The organism is Kangiella aquimarina DSM 16071, assembly GCF_000374105.1.
Classification (GTDB): domain Bacteria; phylum Pseudomonadota; class Gammaproteobacteria; order Enterobacterales; family Kangiellaceae; genus Kangiella; species Kangiella aquimarina.
In genome coordinates, this window is the sequence record NZ_KB893651.1 from 143,209 (window position 1) to 162,886 (window position 19,678).

The 19,678-nt window shown below is 44.4% G+C and carries 19 protein-coding genes; 15 read left to right on the top strand and 4 right to left on the bottom strand.

Going from position 1 to position 19,678, the window contains the following annotated elements; all coding sequences use genetic code 11:
* The first annotated feature begins 14 nt into the window (after positions 1–14).
* The 4 genes from alr to htpX all read left to right on the top strand — a co-directional run bounded on the left by alr (position 15) and on the right by htpX (position 3,432).
* Positions 15–1,109, top strand: coding sequence for an alanine racemase (gene alr / locus B158_RS0110080; protein ID WP_018625247.1), 1,095 nt, complete (start codon positions 15–17; stop codon positions 1,107–1,109).
* A gap of 1 nt (position 1,110) precedes the next feature.
* Positions 1,111–1,524 carry a secondary thiamine-phosphate synthase enzyme YjbQ gene (locus tag B158_RS0110085; RefSeq protein ID WP_018625248.1) on the top strand — a complete coding sequence of 138 codons (414 nt, stop codon included), beginning with the start codon at positions 1,111–1,113 and terminating at the stop codon, positions 1,522–1,524.
* 30 nt (positions 1,525–1,554) lie between these two features.
* On the top strand, positions 1,555–2,268 hold the full coding sequence (locus tag B158_RS0110090) for a PepSY domain-containing protein (protein WP_018625249.1): 714 nt from the start codon (positions 1,555–1,557) through the stop codon (positions 2,266–2,268).
* 267 nt (positions 2,269–2,535) lie between these two features.
* Complete coding sequence (gene htpX, locus B158_RS0110095) at positions 2,536–3,432, top strand: protease HtpX (RefSeq protein WP_018625250.1); 897 nt, start codon at positions 2,536–2,538, stop codon at positions 3,430–3,432.
* Positions 3,433–3,488: 56 nt separating this feature from the next.
* Here the strand turns inward: htpX and B158_RS0110100 are convergent, their stop codons facing one another.
* Complete coding sequence (locus tag B158_RS0110100) at positions 3,489–4,031, bottom strand: DUF2799 domain-containing protein (protein WP_018625251.1); 543 nt, start codon at positions 4,029–4,031, stop codon at positions 3,489–3,491.
* A gap of 181 nt (positions 4,032–4,212) precedes the next feature.
* Here B158_RS0110100 and dusA point away from each other — a divergent pair, with 181 nt between their 5' ends.
* The 4 genes from dusA (at position 4,213) to B158_RS0110120 (ending at position 8,075) form a co-directional block, all read left to right on the top strand.
* Positions 4,213–5,172 carry a tRNA dihydrouridine(20/20a) synthase DusA gene (dusA, locus tag B158_RS0110105; protein ID WP_018625252.1) on the top strand — a complete coding sequence of 320 codons (960 nt, stop codon included), beginning with the start codon at positions 4,213–4,215 and terminating at the stop codon, positions 5,170–5,172.
* Complete coding sequence (locus B158_RS0110110) at positions 5,138–6,118, top strand: hypothetical protein (protein WP_018625253.1); 981 nt, start codon at positions 5,138–5,140, stop codon at positions 6,116–6,118. Before dusA ends, B158_RS0110110 begins: the two co-directional genes overlap by 35 nt.
* 109 nt (positions 6,119–6,227) lie before the next feature.
* Complete coding sequence (locus tag B158_RS0110115; RefSeq protein WP_018625254.1) at positions 6,228–6,767, top strand: SRPBCC family protein; 540 nt, start codon at positions 6,228–6,230, stop codon at positions 6,765–6,767.
* A gap of 144 nt (positions 6,768–6,911) precedes the next feature.
* Positions 6,912–8,075, top strand: coding sequence for a phospholipase A (locus tag B158_RS0110120; protein WP_018625255.1), 1,164 nt, complete (start codon positions 6,912–6,914; stop codon positions 8,073–8,075).
* Between the two features lie 439 nt (positions 8,076–8,514).
* Here the strand turns inward: B158_RS0110120 and B158_RS13065 are convergent, their stop codons facing one another.
* A complete protein-coding gene (locus B158_RS13065) occupies positions 8,515–9,942 on the bottom strand; it encodes a M20 family metallopeptidase (protein WP_018625256.1) in 1,428 nt (475 codons plus the stop codon).
* Positions 9,943–10,071: 129 nt separating this feature from the next.
* Here B158_RS13065 and B158_RS0110130 point away from each other — a divergent pair, with 129 nt between their 5' ends.
* Complete coding sequence (locus B158_RS0110130) at positions 10,072–10,965, top strand: MBL fold metallo-hydrolase (protein ID WP_033414149.1); 894 nt, start codon at positions 10,072–10,074, stop codon at positions 10,963–10,965.
* Positions 10,966–11,034: 69 nt separating this feature from the next.
* On the opposite strand, the gene B158_RS0110135 is transcribed toward B158_RS0110130, so the two are convergent.
* The gene (locus tag B158_RS0110135) at positions 11,035–11,769 is read right to left on the bottom strand and encodes a fumarylacetoacetate hydrolase family protein (RefSeq protein ID WP_018625258.1); all 735 of its coding nucleotides are present in this window, start codon (positions 11,767–11,769) and stop codon (positions 11,035–11,037) included.
* Positions 11,770–11,845: 76 nt separating this feature from the next.
* Here B158_RS0110135 and B158_RS0110140 point away from each other — a divergent pair, with 76 nt between their 5' ends.
* The 4 genes from B158_RS0110140 (at position 11,846) to B158_RS0110155 (ending at position 14,991) form a co-directional block, all read left to right on the top strand.
* Entirely contained in the window at positions 11,846–12,280 is a 435-nt protein-coding gene (locus B158_RS0110140) for a copper chaperone PCu(A)C (protein WP_018625259.1), read from the top strand.
* 41 nt (positions 12,281–12,321) lie between these two features.
* Positions 12,322–13,341, top strand: a complete 1,020-nt coding sequence (locus tag B158_RS0110145) for a DUF2333 family protein (RefSeq protein ID WP_018625260.1) — start codon at positions 12,322–12,324, stop codon at positions 13,339–13,341.
* A gap of 498 nt (positions 13,342–13,839) precedes the next feature.
* Positions 13,840–14,364, top strand: a complete 525-nt coding sequence (locus B158_RS0110150; protein ID WP_018625261.1) for an RNA polymerase sigma factor — start codon at positions 13,840–13,842, stop codon at positions 14,362–14,364.
* A gap of 54 nt (positions 14,365–14,418) precedes the next feature.
* Positions 14,419–14,991, top strand: coding sequence for a hypothetical protein (locus B158_RS0110155; RefSeq protein WP_018625262.1), 573 nt, complete (start codon positions 14,419–14,421; stop codon positions 14,989–14,991).
* A 57-nt stretch (positions 14,992–15,048) separates the two neighbouring features.
* Here B158_RS0110155 and ppa read toward each other — a convergent pair whose 3' ends face one another.
* Positions 15,049–15,579, bottom strand: coding sequence for an inorganic diphosphatase (gene ppa / locus B158_RS0110160; protein ID WP_018625263.1), 531 nt, complete (start codon positions 15,577–15,579; stop codon positions 15,049–15,051).
* 267 nt (positions 15,580–15,846) lie between these two features.
* On the opposite strand from ppa, the gene B158_RS0110165 reads away from it, so the two are divergent.
* Entirely contained in the window at positions 15,847–17,850 is a 2,004-nt protein-coding gene (locus tag B158_RS0110165) for a sodium-translocating pyrophosphatase (RefSeq protein ID WP_018625264.1), read from the top strand.
* Between the two features lie 360 nt (positions 17,851–18,210).
* Positions 18,211–19,656, top strand: a complete 1,446-nt coding sequence (locus B158_RS0110170) for a B-box zinc finger protein (RefSeq protein WP_033414106.1) — start codon at positions 18,211–18,213, stop codon at positions 19,654–19,656.
* The last annotated feature ends 22 nt before the right edge of the window (positions 19,657–19,678 follow it).

Consider the following 19,678-nt stretch of genomic DNA (forward strand, 5'->3'; position numbering starts at 1 on the left):
TAGCGGGTGACTTTATGCGCTCAACCAAAGCAGTAATTGATCTTGCGGCTCTGCGCCACAATCTCAGAACCATTAAATCCATTGCCAGCGGCAGCCGTGTCATGGCGGTGGTCAAGGCCAATGCCTATGGGCATGGTCTGGTACAGATTGCCAAAGCACTGACCAAAGACGCGGATATGTTCGCGGTGGCGACGGTGCAGGAAGCGCTTTCTTTGCGCAAAGCGGACATAAAAACGCCAATCCTTTTGCTCGAAGGCATTTTCAATGCCAAAGATCTGGAGCTGGTGGTGGAGCATGATCTTGAAGTGGTTCTGCATCATTGGCCACAAATTGAAGCGTTGCAAAATTTCAAAACCGATAAGCAGATTAAAGTCTGGGTCAAACTGGATTCAGGCATGCATCGTTTAGGTTTTGCTTTGCAGGATTTGGCGCTGATTGAATCAACCCTGTCTAACATTAGCTGTCTGGCCAATCCTATTCGACTGATGTCTCACTTCGCATCGGCAGATGATCCGGAAGATGATTTCTCAGCCACTCAGCTGGAAGCGTTTGATCAGGCGACCAAACACATCACTACCGAAAAATCGATGGCCAACTCGGCTGGTATTCTGACGCAAAAAGACGCGCATTATGATTGGGTGCGACCAGGCCTATTGCTGTACGGTTGCTCACCTTTAATTGGCAGCGAAGCGTCTGAGTATGATTTAAAGCCGGTTATGTCATTAGAGTCGCAGGTACTGGCGATAAAGCCCATAAAAAAGGGCGAGTCGACCGGCTATGGCCGCCACTGGTTTGCAGATCGCGATACCAATTTAGGCTTGGTTGCGATTGGCTATGGTGATGGCTATCCGCGTCATGCCAAAAACGGCACGCCGGTCTGGGTTAATGGTCGCACGGTGCCATTGGTTGGCCGAGTGTCCATGGATATGCTGGCGGTAGATTTAGGGCCAGACTGTCAGGATGTGGTCGGTGACAGGGTAGTACTGTGGGGCAAAGAATTACCTGCCGAGCGCGTGGCTCCCCATGCCGATACCATTCCCTATACTTTATTCTGCGGAGTGACCAAGCGAGTCAGGTTCTACTACAAAGATAAATCCAACGAGATGTGACATGGGCTTTTCTGAAACACTAACCGTTAAAACGAGTGGCCAAGCTCTGCATGAATTTACTCGTGAGCTGGAGGCGGTGGTCAGAAAGGCTAACAAGAGTATTGGCATCTGTCATATCTTTGTACGCCATACGTCCTGTAGTTTGTTGATTCAGGAAAATGCCGATCCCAGCGCCAGGCATGATCTGGAAAACTGGCTCAATCGCCTGGTCCCCGAAAATGATCCTCTTTATACTCATATTTACGAAGGCGCAGACGACATGCCTGCGCACATCAAAGCAGCACTGACTGCTACTATACTAAGTATCCCAATTGTGGATGGACGGTTAGCACTTGGAACCTGGCAGGGTACTTATCTCTGGGAACACAGACACGGTAGTCATACTCGACAGCTGGTTATCCATATCAGCGATTAAATTTACTATTTTTTCTATAAGTGATTCTTTATGAAACCGATTGTTTTTTTCCGTAAATTCCACAAATGGCTTGGTTTGGTTATAGGTATTCAGGTGTTGTTCTGGGCAGCTGGCGGCTTTGTAATGACCTTTTTCGATATCGAAAAAGTGCGCGGCGAGCACACCATGGCACAACCAGCGGCCTATACTCTGAATAGCGATATTTCAATTACAGCCACCCAGGCACTGCAGCAGATTGATTTCGAGCCAGAGAGCATGACTTTGAAAGGTTTACTGGGAAATCCAGTGTGGGTTGCCCAGTCTGAAGGTAAACAGGCTATCGTCGATGCCACTACCGGACAGAAACTTTCGCCATTGGATGAGTCGATGGCACGTCAGGTTGCTTTGGCTGATTTTAGCGGAGAAGGGGAGCTGGCTAGTATCCAGTTGCTATCAGAAGAGTTGGGCGAGGTGCGAGGCAAAGATCTGCCCATCTGGCAGGCGCAGTTTAACGACAGCGATAATACCCGAGTCTATATTTCGCCACAGAGCGGGGATGTGGTTGCCAGACGCAATGACACTTGGCGAGTGTTTGATTTCTTTTGGATGCTACACATTATGGACTACAAAAATCGTACTGACTTCAACCATCCGTTAGTGGTGTTCGCAGCCTTCTTAGCATTATTCATGACCCTGAGCGGACTCTACCTTGTCATTAAAATGGTATTCCTCAAGCCAAAAAGAAACAGAGTTGTTAAAGCCTGATTGAACTGAGCCTATGCAGAACTTTTTTACCTAGTATGTCTAAATGGAGCAAAAACAATAAGCTTATCCTGCTCATCCTGCTAGCAGCGATAGGGTTTTATTGGTTAATTAAGTTATTGATATTTAATTATTTGTTGTAGGTTTATACTTATTTACAACTTAACCGATTGATTGACTCTAAATTGACTTGTGTATTGCTATAAAATCCCAATATAGTAGTCATCAGTGTGTGCTCAACCTGAGCAGTTTTATTTTACGGAGAAACACATGTTACGAATTGGTTTATTTCTGTTAACCAACTTTGCCATTTTAGCGTTGGCTGGTACGGTACTTAACCTTATTGGCTTCAATGGCATCATGGCTGAAAACGGCGTTGATCTTAACCTCAATGCTTTATTGATTTTCTGTGGTATTTTTGGCTTCGCAGGCTCATTTATTTCGTTACTAATGTCGAAATGGATGGCCAAGCGTTCGATGCACGTGCAGGTCATCGACAACCCACGCAATGAAACGGAACAGTGGTTGGTCAATACCGTGGCAGATTTAGCGCGTGACGCGAATGTGGGCATGCCTGAAGTGGGTATTTTCCCATCACCTCAGTCGAATGCATTTGCTACTGGCTGGAATAAAAACAAATCATTGGTTGCTGTGAGCCAAGGTCTATTGCAGCGCATGAACCGTGACGAAGTGCGCGCGGTTTTGGCGCATGAGATTGGGCACGTAGCCAATGGCGACATGATTACCTTAACTTTGATTCAAGGTGTCGTGAATACCTTCGTATTATTCTTCTCGCGTGTGATTGGTCATTTTGTTGATCGTGTAATCCTGAAGAATGAGCGCGGTTATGGCATCGGATACTTTATTTCGGTGATGGTCGCGCAGATTATTTTGACTATTCTTGCCAGTATTGTCGTTATGTGGTTCTCGCGTCGTCGTGAGTTCCGTGCTGATGAAGCGGGTGCAGAGCTGGCTGGAACAGGTGCTATGATTTCAGCACTTGAGAAATTGAAAGTCGAATATGACATGCCTTCTGATATGGGTGAGACATTTACCGCATTCGGTTTGAAGAATGGTCGTACGGGTTCTTTCCAGGAGAAGTTCGGTAGTTTATTCCTGTCGCATCCTCCGCTGGATCAGCGTATTGAAGCGTTAAGAAATCGTTAATCAAAAAGTATTGGCGTAAAAAAAAACGGGGCTTTGCCCCGTTTTTTTGATCAGTCTTACCGATACATATCCAACAGGTAATTCACTCGACTAATCTGATTCTTTGTATTCTGAATCTGCTTATCAATATCATCCAGCTCTAGGCTCAGGCGCTCTTTTTCTTTCTCGTCTTCAATACGACGAATGGCCTGGCGCAGGATTTCGTGTTCACGCATTAACTCGTCCAACTGAACCTGTAGATTCTCGTGGCGTGAAAATAAGCCATCTTTGTAACTACCTGAATATTCAGGGAAACCTGCGACGCAGTTTTGATTGGAGTAGTTGCCATTAACACCATGCTGGAAGCCGTTATGAGGTGTGCAATAGACTTCCAGGCCTTTTTGGCGTCCCTGTTCATATTGGTTGCGATCAATTCTTACCCCATATTCGATACAGGCTGATTCATGATTTAGAACATAGTCTGAGTCACGGCCGAATTTACCGTCCTGGTAACCAATCTGATACCAGTTACCTGATGCACATTCCGTTTCAGAAAGTGTGGCACAACCATTAAGAATGATGGCTAAAATGCCAAGTGCTGCAAGTCGTATAGTTGTCATGTCTTATCTCCCGCACTCATATCACTGAGCGCCTTCTCATTAAACAGTTGACCCCGACCAATTTGGCCAAAATGCTGGGGTCTTATGGCAAAGGATCATATAATAGCGCCCCAAAGTACAATCTCCTAATAGTAATCGAATCGTGAGCAAAGCCCTAGACCGCAAAATTTGCATAGCCCCAATGCTGGACTGGACTGATCGTCATCAGCGACGATTTATGCGCCTGATCACTAAGCATGCAGTGCTTTACACTGAAATGATTACTACAGGTGCCATTATTCACGGCGGAGCTGAACGTCACCTGAAATATAATCAGGAAGAGCATCCCGTTGCGGTGCAACTCGGTGGCAGCGATCCTAAGGATTTGGCTCATTGCGCTAAAATCTGCGAAGACTATGGTTATGACGAAATCAATCTGAATGTTGGTTGTCCCAGCGACCGTGTTCAGAATGGGCGGTTTGGTGCCTGTCTGATGGCAGAACCTGAACTGGTTGCTGAGTGCATGTCAGCGATGGCCAATGTGGTTGATGTACCGGTTACGGTAAAAAGTCGAATTGGGATTGATGATCTGGACTCGTATGAACACCTGCATCATTTCATTAATACGGTACAATCAGCCGGTGTTAAAACCTTTATCATTCATGCACGAAAAGCCTGGCTCAGCGGCCTCAGCCCTAAAGAAAACCGCGAAATCCCACCGCTTAGATACGATATTGCTTATCAGGTCAAAAAAGATTTTCCTGAACTGGAGATAATTGTTAATGGTGGAGTCAATACGCTGGAGCAGGCTGAAGAACACATGCAACACGCCGATGGCGTCATGATTGGACGCGAGGCATACCACAATCCTTATTTCCTAGCCGAAGTGGATAATCGCTTCTACGGTAAAAATTACTCAATCCCATCGCGTATCGAGATTGCCCGAGAATACATGGACTATATACAAAGTCAGTTGGATCAGGATATTTATTTAGGACACATGACCCGCCACATTCTTGGCCTGTTCTTTGCCCAACCTAAAGGCAAATTATGGCGCCGTTATCTTAGTGAGAACGCCTATAAAAAAGGCGCAGGACTGGAAGTGCTTGAAGGAGCTTTAGCGATTTATGAAGAAGATCTTGATACTCTTATTATTAATTAGTTTGCTGGTGTTAGCTGCGTTATGGCCCGTACCTGAAAATTTTACTGTCAATCATAATTCAACTTCGCAGCATGCCTCTCAGGATACTCAAGATAATCCGTCAAAAGATAATTCTGTTCAGCTTACCCCAACTTCGCAAGAAATTAATGCCACAGATGATGAGTCTGGTCTTAAAGGCATTTCGGAAAAACTTCCATCGAATGTGTGTAAAGAGCAATTAGCAGAGCAGTATCCGGAACTGGATAAGCAGTTAAATCAAACGATTCAGGACTTTTACCTTAGTGAAGATGAGCTGGCAGGAGAGGGGGTGTATCAAGGAATGCCTTTTGAAACATTGAAAACTCTTGCTGATTCAAATGATGCTAAGGCTATGATTATTTATGGTTCGGAGAAAATTTGGTTTTCGGCTTTAGGGGTTAGGCTCTCAGGCCCTGACAGTCGTTATCGTAGTTCGGAGCAAACCAAAGATATTGTGAATAACCATAAAGTGGATCTTGATGGCATTAATGAAGGTGAGAGTTATCTTTATAACGCTGCTATTTTTGGAAAGGTTGGTGCGATTTTTGAAATGACGCTGTTACTTGATATGGCGGCAAAGAGATTAGACGCAAAGTCGGGTAATCAGAAAGTTATTCAAGAGTTGATTGCAAAAAGTTTGGCCTATGAAAAGTTGCAAAGGGATATTCATCAAAGCGATCCGGCTTTAAAAAGTATGTTTTTAGATTCGGTCAGTTGGAGAAACAGCATTCAGCGGCTATACGCTGATCGAAAAGACTATGATGAAATTAAAAAACAAATAGAATCTGACGCAGAAATTTTATACCAAGAACTCAAGAAGCGTTGGGAACATGACCGAGAGTATTATGGCTTCGACATTTATCCAGATTACCTACAGGGTGATTTAGAAGAGTACGCTAATGCTTACTTGGAATGTCATTTACGTTAAATTCAATCAGCGCACAGCTGTTCGCTAAAACGTGAACTGTGTCACTAAAGTTGCAAATTTGCATTAGTTTAGGCTAAAGTAGAATTTCTCCCTGAATGTTGGAGGTTCTATGAAGTTCCTAAAATGGTTACTAATCATTATCGCGGTTCTTGCCGTTGTTCTGGTTGTGGTTGGTTTCCTCCTGCCGCAAACCCGTCATGTCGAGCGTTCTATTACTGTGAGCGCTACTAAAGACACAGTTTTCAATCAAGTAAACAATCTTCAAAACTTTAATAATTGGTCGCCGTGGGCGGAAATTGATCCTAATGCAAGCTATACATTTACTGGGCCGAACAGTGGTGTTGGCGCGACTATGGCATGGGATAGCCAAATGCCGGAAGTGGGTTCAGGAACCTATAAAATTATTGAAAGTAATTATCCCAATGCGGTTAAGTTCGAGATGAAGTTTGGTCAGGAACAGATGCCTGCCGAGAGCTCTTTCCTGCTTGATGAAATTTCATATGAGGAAACTCGAGTAACCTGGACCTTTGATGTTGATTTTGGCAACGACCTGATGGGCCGTTATGTCGGGTACTTCCTGATGGAGGGAGCTGTCGGCCCTCAATATGAAAAAGGTCTGCAAAACCTCAAGCAAGTTGTGGAGGGGTAGTCGATGAGTTAGACAGGTAGCCTCTCAATGAGGTTACCTGTTTGGCTTATTGTCATTGTTCCCACTTATCATAACAATTCATGTTCTCTTCATTTTTATCTGCTACAATTTTCGTCAATCTTAATCCACATAATCAGTAATCCTATGACATCTAGAGCATTGCTTTGGTTTGGCGCGACATTACTTCTTTTAAATTCTCATGCGGGCTTTACTGCGGAAGAAGGTGCTCAATCGGTACCTGAATCAGATGAACAAAAAGACATTTTCGATCACTCCAAAGAGACTTTGCAGAGCTTTAAGGAAGATTATGATCGTTGTGTGTTACAGGAATTTGATAAGCGAGACAAAGATACTCCAATCTCAGAAATTCAGGCATATTGCTCTAAAGACAGTAACTTAGCGATTTATAGACCAAGCAAGGAGCTGTTGGCTGAGGATAGTTTTACCGATGAGTCAGGGGAAGCTTCAGACGAAACTGTGCAGGAAGACTCTGATGTATTGAAAAAGCGTTTAAGACTGGAATACCGCGCCAGCGATAATCGATTTGCGATCCTGCCTCATAAACCTAACTATCTACTACCGGTCACCTTCAATAATAGGCCCAACCAGGAAAGTCTGGATGCTGTGGGTGAGAATAGAGATGTTGATAATATCGAAGTTAAGTTCCAGGTAAGCTTTAAAACGCCGATCTGGGAAGAGCCATTTGGAGATAATAGCGCCTTATTTTTTGCCTACACCGGACAGTCATATTGGCAGGCTTATAACTCTGATGTATCCAGTCCATTTCGTGAAACCAATCATGAGCCAGAAATTTACGCAGGATGGGCAACCGATTGGAAAATAGGTGGATGGCAGATCCCGGTATTCTCAGCAGGTGTTTCGCATCAGTCCAATGGACAAAGTGGTCTAAAGTCTAGAAGCTGGAATCGATTGTATGCACGTATGGCATTTGAAAAAGACCGCTGGGTTGTTCTGTTTAATCCCTGGTGGAGAATTCCTGAAGAAGAGAAAGAAGATCCTGCACAGCCTGATGGCGATGATAATCCTGATATTGATGATTATATGGGATACTTCGAACTTTACACTGCGTATAAATGGGACGATCAGAACTTTGGTGTCATGATTCGAAATAATCTACGCAGTGATAACAAAGGTGCCATTCAATTGGACTGGACCTTCCCGCTGGATGATGACGGAAAGCTACGGGGTTACGTTCAATATTTTAATGGCTATGGAGAAAGCCTGATTGATTATAACCGTCATGTGAATCGCCTTGGGGTTGGTTTTGTGCTGACGGATTGGTTGTGATTGCCTTATTTTATTCCATGCGTCATTCACCACCGGCACTTCCTACGGTCGCCTGCGAAGGAGGGTGACCAAAGTGAATGCCCTTGGGTAAATCCATGTGCTCCTTAATATCATTCCTTTAATTTCTGCTTTTCGCCCCTCGGCGAGTACCTTTTCTTTACTTGTCTAAAGAAAAGGTACCAAAAGAAAGGACACCCCATGATTGAGGTTTCGCATTGCGAAACTCCCTTCGTAAAAACCAAGCCATTTAACGCACCGTAAAATACGTTCCATCCTTGGCCCGAATTTTACTATTCAAAACTTCCTGTTTTGAATTGCTATGGATTGGTTATTACTCAGCTCAATCAAAAGGGGGATTTGGGGTGCGAGGCTGAAAGTTTCTACCTTAGCTTATAGGATGGGTTAGCTTAAAAAGCGTAACCCATCAAACAAGGTTAGATTACCCCCGCTTGTAATGATCAACGATCACCTGAGACACACAGGTGGTGAGTTTTTTAGCGAATGGAATATGCAAAAACTCATTCGGGCCATGGGCATTGGAGTTTGGTCCAAGCACACCGGTAATCATAAACTGCGCTTCTGGGAATTTTTCACCCAGCATTCCCATAAAGGGAATCGTACCACCTTCGCCCATGTACATGGCTGGTTTGCCATAAACGTTCTGCGAACCGCGCTCTAAAGAGTCGGCTAACCAGGGAGCAACATCCGGAGCATTCCAGCCGTCACCAGCTTGATCAGGCTCAAAGCTGACTTTGGCATTGCTCGGTGGGTCTTCGGTTAAGATTCGCTTAAGAGCTTCTGTTGCTTTTTCACTATCAGCAGTGGGTGGTAGGCGAAGCGATAATTTCAATGATGTGGTTGGTCGTAAGACGTTACCTGCATTTTCGATCTCTGGCATACCTGATGCACCGGTGTAGGAAAGCGCGGGTCGCCAGTTACGATTAAGTAAACGCTCAAAGTTGTTTTCCGCCATCGGCTCGACGCCTTCGACGAACGGGTATGCTTCGACGATGCCATCACCAAGCACTTCCGCAACTTTCAGAGTTTGTTCAAGACGCTGATGCGGGATATCCGCATAAAATTCTTTGGGTAGTAATCGACCACTCTTGTCATCTTCCAGTCTGTTCAGTAGTTGGCGAATAACTCGGAATGATGAAGGAACAACGCCACTGCCCATTCCTGAGTGGATACCTTCTCGAAGCACATCAACTTTTAAGGTGCCACTGGCCATGCCGCGCAGACTCATGGTGCACCAGAGTTGTTCGTAGTTGCCTGCACCGGAGTCCAGACAGATGACTAATGAAGGCTCGCCGATACGATCACGTAACTGATCAATATAATAGGGTAGGTCATAGCTGCCCGATTCTTCACAGGCTTCGATAATTACTACAGTTCGTGCGTGAGGTAGCCCTTGTTTTTGGATGGCCATCAAAGCCGTTAATGATGCATAAGCTGCGTAGCCGTCGTCAGCACCACCACGACCATACAGCTTGTTGTCACGCATTACTGGAATCCATGGACCAAGGTCTTCTTCCCAGCCAGACATTTCTGGCTGTTTATCCAGGTGCCCATACATCAAAATCGTGTCATCAGATGGATTGTTTGTGCCATCGCTGGCAGCAATTTCCATGAAAATAAGCGGCGTTCTACCGGGAATTCTGACAATTTCCAGTGACTTATTTGGGATATCCTGTGCTTCGCACCAATTGGCAATCTGCTGGACGGCCTGTTCCATGTAGCCGTGCTCATCCCACTTAGGGTCAAAATGCGGCGATTTGTTAGGAATTTTAATGTATTCAATCAACTCGGGAACAATTTCATCGTCCCACTTTTTATCGATAAACGCTTGTGCCTTCTGGGTATCCATAAAAATTCTCTTAGTGTTTGTTAGGTCTATTCACAATTATTTTACATAAGTTTCGGTTAAACTGTAGACCGCGAATGTAAACAAATATGGGGTAAGACTATGTTTATCGGATCAATGTTAAAAGGAACTATGTTAAAGCAAACAATTACAACCGTGGGCCTGATGCTCTTCTGCAGTAGCCAGGCTTTTGCTCATGCAGGGGTAGAGCATGAAGTAGAAGTTAAGGCGCAGAAGCTAACTGACGGTCTTTACGTTTTGTTTGGACAGGGCGGTAATATCGGACTGTCTGTTGGTGAAGATGGCGTTTACATGATTGATGATCAGTACGGTAGGCTGAGCGACAAAATTAAAGCGACGATCAGCGAAGTTACAGAGCAACCTGTGAGTTATATCATCAATACTCACTGGCATGGCGACCATATCGGTGGTAACGAAAACTTTGCTAAAAGTGGCACTGTAATTGTAGCCCACGATAATGTCAGACAGCGAATGAGCACTGGTCTTGAAATGTCATCGCTTGGTCGCAAAGTTGAACCAGCACCTGAAGGTGCTTTGCCAGTTATCACCTTTGATAGCGAGTTAAGTTTACATCTGAATGGTGATGAGATGCGCGTGTATCATGTCGCCAACGCACATACAGATGGCGATGCCATTATCTATTTTGCTAATGACAATGTACTGCACATGGGGGATACCTATTTCAATATCGGTTATCCATTCATTGATGTGAGCAGCGGTGGTACTGTTGATGGTTATATTGCGGCAGTCGAGAAAGGGCTTTCATTAGCCGATGATGAGACTCAGATTATTCCGGGACATGGTCCTATGTCCAATAAGAAAGAACTCTCTGAGTTTGTGGCCATGTTAAAAGATTTGCGTAATGCAGTAGCTGCACTGAAAGACAAAGGCATGAGTCTGGAAGATGTTTTAGCGGCAAAACCAAGCGCAAAATATGATGAAGAAAATGGCAAAAACTTTATCAAACCCGATCAGATAGTAACCTTTATTTATCAGACTCTGTAACCTAATTAAGGTTGTATAAAAAAGGGCGGTTCATGAGCCGCCCTTTTCTGTTCAATACTGGAAATCAGGTTAAACAACCGTAAATGCCAGTTTCAATCGATTTAATACTTCTGCCTGAACTAATTGACCTTTTTCAATGGGGCCAACCCCTTCAGGCGTTCCTGTAAAAATCAGATCACCTGGCTGTAAAGCAATATGTTTGGACAGCTCGCTGATGATTTCCGGAATGGACCAAATCATATCGCTGATATCTGCAGATTGTTTGAGGTCATTATCAACTGATAACGAAATCTTTCCAGACGTTACCACTCCTAATTCTTCTTTTAGAATAATTGAGCTGATCGGTGCGGATTGGTCAAAACCTTTTGCCAGATCCCATGGTCGTCCTTTGCTTTTAGCCTCCGCTTGAAGATCGCGCTTGGTCAGGTCAACTCCCAAGGCGTAACCCAAAATACACTGTTCTGCCTGTTCTACGGAAACCGATTCTGCAGGCTCACCGATGGCAACTACCAGTTCTACTTCGTGGTGCAAATCATTGGTCATTCTTGGGTAGGCAAGTCTTTTAGGATTAACGACAATGGCGTCAGCCGGTTTGCTGAAGAAAAAAGGTGCTTCACGCTCATCATGGCCCATCTCGCGGGCATGGGCAGCATAGTTTCTACCAACACAGTAGATTCGTCTGACCGGGAATTCACTTTCATAAATCGGCTCTGAGCCAGTCGAGAAACCTTCATCGCTGTCAGAGTCAATAACATTAATGACTGGGATGGTTGGCGTCGGAGCTGGATCGATAATGGTCTTCATAAGTTGGTCATAGAGTTAACATGAGTTTGTCAGTACAATACTCGCATCACATCCATTTTTCCAATTTAGCTGAACTATGAACTATTTCTTGAGATTTTTACTTCTTTCCATCGTTACTTTGGGTTTGTTGGCTGCCTGCTCACAACCTAAATCAGATATTGAAGTTGTTGATCCCTGGTTAAGATTAATGCCTGAAGGCGTCGGTAGCACAGCGGGCTTTATGACCATCAAAAACAATACCGATGCTCCGATTGTGTTAGAAGATGTGTCGCTGGACTGGGCAAACCACGCCATGATGCATGAATCCAAAGTCGTCGATGGCATGGCTAAGATGGAACACCTTGATGAATTAGTTATTGATGATGAACTGGTTTTCCAGCCAGGCGCAAAACACATCATGATCATGGGTGTTAAAGAGCCCTTGGTGGAGGGCCAGAGCTATAATATCCGTTTACATTTTAAGGATAGGGAACCTATTGAGGTTGCCTTTAAAGTTCGTCAAGCTAGATAGAAACAGAGCAAAGTTACGCTAATCATAGGGATACGCAAAGCATGAGTGAATCTGATATTGAATTTGATGCAATCAACGGTAAAGGAACTAGCCGGAAGAAATGGACGGCTATTTTTGCTGGCATTATCGTTCTGTTGGTTTTAATGCTGATTTTTGTTTTTATCTGGAGTTCTGAACCTGAACCGGTAGACGTGGACTCTATTGAGCAAACTTACGTTGGCGAGATACCACGTGGCTACGTAACGGTAGAAACAACAGCGCAGATAGTGGAAAAGCTGCTGAATAAAAGCGGAGGCTTCCTCAGTAATGACATCATGCCGCCCAGCATCTTCATGGATAATATGCCTGCCTTTGAATTTGGTGCTTTGGTACAGATTCGCGACATGGCTCAAGTACTGCGTAATGATATGAGTCGTTCGCAGTCACAGTCTCTGGAAGACGAGGCTCTCAAATTTGCCGAGCCAGCGTTTAATATTCAACATACTAAATGGATGTTTCCTAGAGCGGAACGTGAGTATCGAAAGGGCGTACGCTTTCTAAGGGAGTATCGTGATCGGCTAGCGAATCCAAAAGATACTAATACTGAGTTTTATGCTAGAGCAGATAACCTTAGCTTCTGGTTAGAGATTCTCAGTAAACGTTTAGGAAGTCTGTCACAAAACCTCAGTGCCAGCGTTGGCCGTTCAAGAATTAGCACCCATCTGTCCAATGCCTCTGTCGAGCAGTCCACGCCAGCCAGTCAGATTGTCACAGTGAAGACACCCTGGATGCAGATTGATGATGTATTCTGGGAAGCGCGTGGTGCAACCTGGGCACAGATACAGTTACTGAAAGCGATTGAGAAAGATTTTGCTCATGTACTTGAAGATAAAAATGCGCGTACTAGCTTTCAGCAAATCATCATGGAACTGGAAGCAACGCAGGAGACAATTTGGAGCCCGATGATTCTTAATGGCGATGAGTTTGGCTTTTTCTCCAATCATTCACTGGTCATGTCTTCGTATATTTCACGGGCCAATGCCGCCACCATTGATTTGATTGATCTATTAAAGGGTGGCTAATAATAGTTGTAGGTTATCATTTATAGTTAAGAGCTATTAAAGTTATAAAGATAATCAATTTTATCAATTATATGTAACGCCTCATAATAACTCCTGAAAAGAGCTGATAGAAACTGTTTCAGGAGTTACCTCCCAGTCATAAGTCTGCTCAAAGGTTCTACCCCCTGTAGAAAGTGAAGTCACTCTCTTATTTCTTCTCTATGAGAGAGTAAGACATCCCCATTTAGGCCCTTCCCCAAGGGCCTTTTTTTTCAGCGCTTAGCTTTCCTTTATACTACGTTGTACTTGCTTAGTGTAGATAAACTAGACTTGGCGCAATTATGCGTGCCCTAAGAAAGAGAAAGGAAAAGAAAAGCTAAGAGGCTGAAAGCACAAATATAAGTGTTAGGGAATAGGCAAAAAATTAAAGGACTGTGACTAAACCATTTTGCTAGACTGAGCATCTAAAGGTTAAACACAGCGAAAAACACAGCCTTGCAACTACAGCCCCATACACAAATGGATTTAGATGACGAAAACCAGCTGGTCGCATTAGCGAAGCAGGGGGATATGCAGGCGTTTGAGCAACTGTATCGACAGTTCAGTAACAAGATTTATTTGCTGTGTTTGCGTATGACCGGGCGCCCGGCATTGGCCGAAGAACATATGCAGGATGCTTTTATCAAGGCCTGGCAGGCATTGGGAAAATTTGAAGGCAATAGCAAGTTCAGCACCTGGGTCTATCGCATTGCGGTTAATGTGGTCTTGAACGAGCAGCGCAAGAACCACATTGAAATCCATGCGGATCAGGATTGGCAACAGGCTTTTGAGGATGAACTGTCAGCAACTCACCACCCTCAGCAAATCGATCTGGAAAAAGCCATTGTTAAATTGCCAGCGCAGGCTAGAAATGTATTATTGCTGCATGACATTATGGGCATGACCCATGAAGAAATTGGCGACACATTAGGTATCGCCAGTGGTACCTGCAAAGCTCACCTGAGTCGAGCAAGAGTGCTACTTAAAGAGCAATTGGAAAGATGATCGAATCTGGTTGTAATCAGAAATCGGTAATCAGTAATTTGAACAGGTAATGGTATGTCAGATAAGCATTTAACAGAACAGGAAACTAAAGCGCTTGTTGAGCGTTTACAGCAATTGCCTGATGCCATTGATGCGCCCGATCGTTGGCAGCAGATTCAGGCTAAACTGGAACAGCAGCCCACTACTCAAACTGAGTTACCAGCCCAAAGTGCTGAGCAGCCAGTCGTAACTCACCGAAAATTCTGGCAGCCAATGGCTGCGGCTGCAGTGTTGGTGCTAGCAGTAACTTTCTATACCATTTCTCCCTGGAAGAGTCAGGACGTGGAAAACGGTACATTGGCGCAAACTCAAACTATAAACTCTCAACCAGACCTGACAAGCTTCAAGTTAACCGTTGCCAGCCTCGAATTAGCGAGTAGTCAGTATTATGCCAAGCTGGGCTATCAGTTAGAGCAGTCTCAGGCCGGGCTTGACCCATCCATCAGACAATCACTGAAAGACTTGCGTAACGCTCAGCAACAATACACAGCAGCGCTGGAGCAGCAACCAAACGATCTGCAGTTACAACAGCAGTTAATTGAGATGTATCAGAAAGAAAGACAATTGCTGCAGAAGATTATTGTTTAAAACAACAAAAAAGCCTGCAAGGAGCAGGCTTTTTTATTTAGAGCAGGGAGTAGCTTATTAATTATTGTTGTAAGCTTCCATACTCTCCAGGATTTCTTTTTTAGCTGCTTCAGCACCTTCCCAACCAGCAATCTTAACCCATTTACCAGGCTCTAGATCTTTGTAGTGCTCAAAGAAGTGTTCAATCTGATTGCGTAGCAATTCTGGCAGCTCTTCAATTTCATGAATGCCTTGATACATTGAGCTTAGTTTGCCCGTAGGGATAGCAACCACTTTAGCATCTTCGCCTGACTCGTCGGTCATTTTCAAAACGCCAATTGGGCGACAAGGTATCACACAGCCTGGAAGTAATGGGAAAGGTGTTGGAACCAATACGTCCACTGGATCGCCATCTTTTGACAACGTCTTGTTCACATAACCGTAGTTTGTTGGGTAGTGCATACAGGTCGCCATGAAGCGGTCGACAAACAAAGCACCCGTTTCTTTGTCTACTTCGTATTTGATCGGATCGCTGTGTGCTGGAATTTCGATGATTACGTTGATTTCTTCCGGTACGTTTTTACCCGCACCTACATTGTCCAAGCTCATTGTTTTACCTTTCAGTGTTAGGAGAGTTAACCCGATGAACGGTGCTCATTTGAGCATAAAATTCGTTCAGTCTTTGAAGGGCGCGTATTATAACGGCCTTTGTTCACAAAATAAATTGAATAATCAGTGAACATTCTGCATAAAAATTGTACAAAGCGAAAAACTGCTATAGACTGAATTCGAGGTTTTCAAAAAACCGATAACAATCAAACATATAAATATCAATACAGCATTCAATACAACAATCGAAACAACAATGGGGGATGTATGACAGACAACATGATCTTGCCACCACTATTAGGTCTAATAGGTATGGCTTTCGCGTTTATCATCTATTTCGTCGTAAAAAAATACCCGGAAGGCGAAGACAAGGTTAAGAAAATTGGTGACGCCATTCACTCAGGCGCCATGGTTTTCATGAATAGAGAATACAGAATGCTCGCCATGTTTGCGGGCATTTTGCTTATTATACTTTGGCTTTCTCCGCTCGGAGGCTACACCGCATTAGCATTTGCAGTGGGTGCAGTGTCATCTGCTTTGGCTGGCTATATCGGTATGTACACTGCAACTAAAGCCAACGTCAGAACGACCACAGCTGCCCATACTAAAGGCGCTGCAGAAGCCTTAAGTGTAGCCTTCTTTGGTGGTTCCATCATGGGGCTTTGCGTGGCATCGCTGGGGTTAATTGGACTTGGCGGGCTTTATTGGTACTTTGGTGGTGACCCGGAATCTGCGCATTACATTCATGGTTTTGGTATGGGGGCTTCCTCAGTAGCATTATTCAGTCGTGTCGGTGGTGGTATCTTTACTAAATCAGCAGACGTTGGTGCGGACTTGGTTGGTAAAATCGAAGCCGGAATTCCAGAGGACGATCCAAGAAATCCAGGTGTAATTGCTGACAACGTCGGTGATAACGTGGGTGATGTGGCCGGTATGGGCTCGGATATTTTCGAATCCTATTGTGGAGCTATGATCGCCTCGATCGCGATTGCAGCAACCATGAGCACTTCCGATCTGGGGGCGCAAAATGTTCTGATGGCAACACCATTAGCACTAGCATCTGTCGGTCTGATTTGCTCAATTCTAGGCATCATGATTGTTAAAATGATGTCCAGTAACAAACCCGAGGTGGCACTTCGCGTTGGCACTATCGGTGCTGCAGTACTCTTTGTAATTGCAGCCTACTTCTTGTTGCAGAATATGGATGTTTCGAACAATGTCTGGTTTGCAGTGTTGTGCGGAGCTGTCGGCGGCATCATCATAGGTCTGGTCACTGAGTACTACACTTCTGGTGCGCCAATCCGTCATATCGCCAAGTCGGGTGAAACAGGTCCTGCAACCGTCATGATTTCTGGTTTGGCCGTTGGTATGCAATCGGTAGTCGTGCCAGTACTGACCTTAGCGGCAATCATCTTTATCTCAACCGAACTTGCTGGTCTTTATGGCGTCGGTATCGCGGCAGTCGGTATGTTGGCGACAGTAGGTATTACCATGGCCATCGATGCATACGGTCCCGTTGCGGATAACGCTGGTGGTATTGCCGAAATGGGCGGCCTAGGTAAAGAAACTCGCGAAATTACCGACTCGTTGGATGAGCTGGGCAATACCACTGCTGCAATCGGTAAAGGCTTCGCCATTGGTGCTGCCGCGCTGGCTGCGCTAGCAATCATTGCCGCCTTTGTAGAAACCCTGAATGCAAAGCACGGTGCCGATGACTTTGTTCTGCATATTGGTGATCCTCAGGTATTGATGGGGCTATTTATAGGTGGTTTGATTCCATTCCTGATTGCTTCAATCACCATGACCGCAGTGGGTGATGCCGCTTTCGCCATGATTCATGAAATCCGTCGTCAATTCAAAGAGATTACAGGATTACTTGAAGGCAAGGCTGAGCCAGATACCGAAAAGTGCGTTGCCATTGCAACAGATGCAGCATTAAAGAAAATGATCCTGCCAGGTGTGATTGCCGTTGCAGCTCCGCCTTTAGTGGGCTTCCTTTTAGGTGCTGAAGCGCTGGGTGGCATGTTAGGTGGTGCTCTGGTCAGTGCCGTATTGCTTGCACTAATGATGGCCAATGCCGGAGGTGCCTGGGACAATGCTAAGAAGCATGTTGAAAAAGGCAACTTCGGTGGCAAAGGTTCGGATGTTCATGCAGCGACAGTGGTAGGTGATACCGTAGGCGATCCGTTCAAGGATACTTCCGGTCCATCGATGAACATTTTGATTAATGTTATGGCGATTGTTTCTCTAGTCATCGCCCCTCTATTGTAGGAAGCGTCTAAATTCACCTCTGGCATTGTTAAATGCGCTGGCTAATTTTCGTCATTCACTATTAGTGAACTCCTCAATTAACCAGCCCATTTGCCGCGCCAGAGAGCGAATTTATTTCGCTTCTCAAGCCTAGTGCAGTAAATAAAGCCCTCAGCAATAACTGCGTTTGAGGTAAGGTAGGGGCAGGCCAATGTGCCTGCCCATTTTCACCTGGTAAATATATTACCAACACCTCCAACTACAATCCGATACACGCAGAAAGTTCATATTTCCTCTTACCTTTGCTAAAGTGGCTGGTGCGTCTCAAAAAATAATCATAAAAACCAATTATTCTTATAAATGAATGTTCAAGGATTAGGTATGAACTGCAAATATCATCTACATAAAAAAGCTTTGTGGCATTGTAATCATTGCGACACACCTTTCTGTATTGACTGCTGCGATGTCGAACCCGGTATGCACGCACCGCGTTGTTTATTGTGTCGAAACCACATGGATTCTTATGGCATCAGCGATCAGGTTGAGCCTTTCTGGAATAAGCTGAATGATTTTGCAAAGTATGCACTACATAGAAATGCTATTAGATTTGTAGCGTCTTTCTTAGCGATATGTGTAGCTGCAGGTTTTATAACTTCGTTCTTGTCCATATCTATTTTGACATGGCTTACTTATTTAGCTCTTTATTTCATATTAATCAGTTATTCTTTGAAGGTGGTTACAAAAGTTGCGAGGGGTGACTTTGAAGCGCCAACTTACGATGAAGCCATTACATTTAATGATGATGAAGTAGGAAAAGCCGGTCTAGCTTTAGATCTTTTTATATCCTTGTATTTCGTGCTCCTATTTTGGTTTCAGATGTATGAAGCTGTTCTTATTTCAGCAATAGCATTTGGATTGCTCTACTCTGCGATGATCATCAACTTGGCTATGACAAGACACCTTTCAAGCGCTTTGATGCCCAATGAATTACTGAAAACAATCATTGCCATTGGATTCCCATACCTACTCCTTAAAGTATTTATATTGCTATTAGGGGTAGGTTTGATTAAGGCCAGTGTTTCAATTTATTTTTGGTTTCCTGGTCCAATCGCCTTCCTTTTAATTTTTGCCTTGGCATCATGGTCACTTCTTTACATCCACAGTATGCTTGGCTATGCCGTTTATCAATACCATGCAGAATTAGGTTATGGCATCGACGCTGAGCAAATTATGAATAATGAAAATGTTCAGCAGGTACCTGAGTTAAGAAAGCTGGCGCATGCCGATGTGTATATTCAGGAAGGGCGTTTTGATGATGCTGAGTCAGCCTTATATGAAGCCGCTAAGAATACCCAATACAGTTCACAGGCTCTGGAGCGACTTATTAAGTTAAATATGGCGCGTAAGAATCCAGTAGCGACCGTTAAAGCTGCTCGAGCCTATTATGAGCAAAAAGACCTATTCAAACACGCACCGAAGGCTTTGGCACTTTATCAGGAAATTGATTCCTTTGAGCCTCGTTTTAAGCCCATGAACGCGAATGCTCGTGCTGTATTGATTGGCGCAGTCCGTAATCCTAAGCTCTTGCCGGTTGTTGAAAAATTGACTACTGATATGCAAGAGAAACTAGAGCAGGATCCGGATTTAGCAAAAGCTCTATCTGCAGAAGCTAAATTTTATGCTGAAGTCATGAACGACGATGATAAGGCAATCGATTTGCTGAACAAATTATTGGCCAAGTTTCCGCATGGAAGCCATAAAATTGAAGCAGAAAAGTTATTAGGAGTTTGCATGAATATGAAACAGACGCTTAGCCCTAATCCATAAAGCATCTTTAATGAGCAATTGA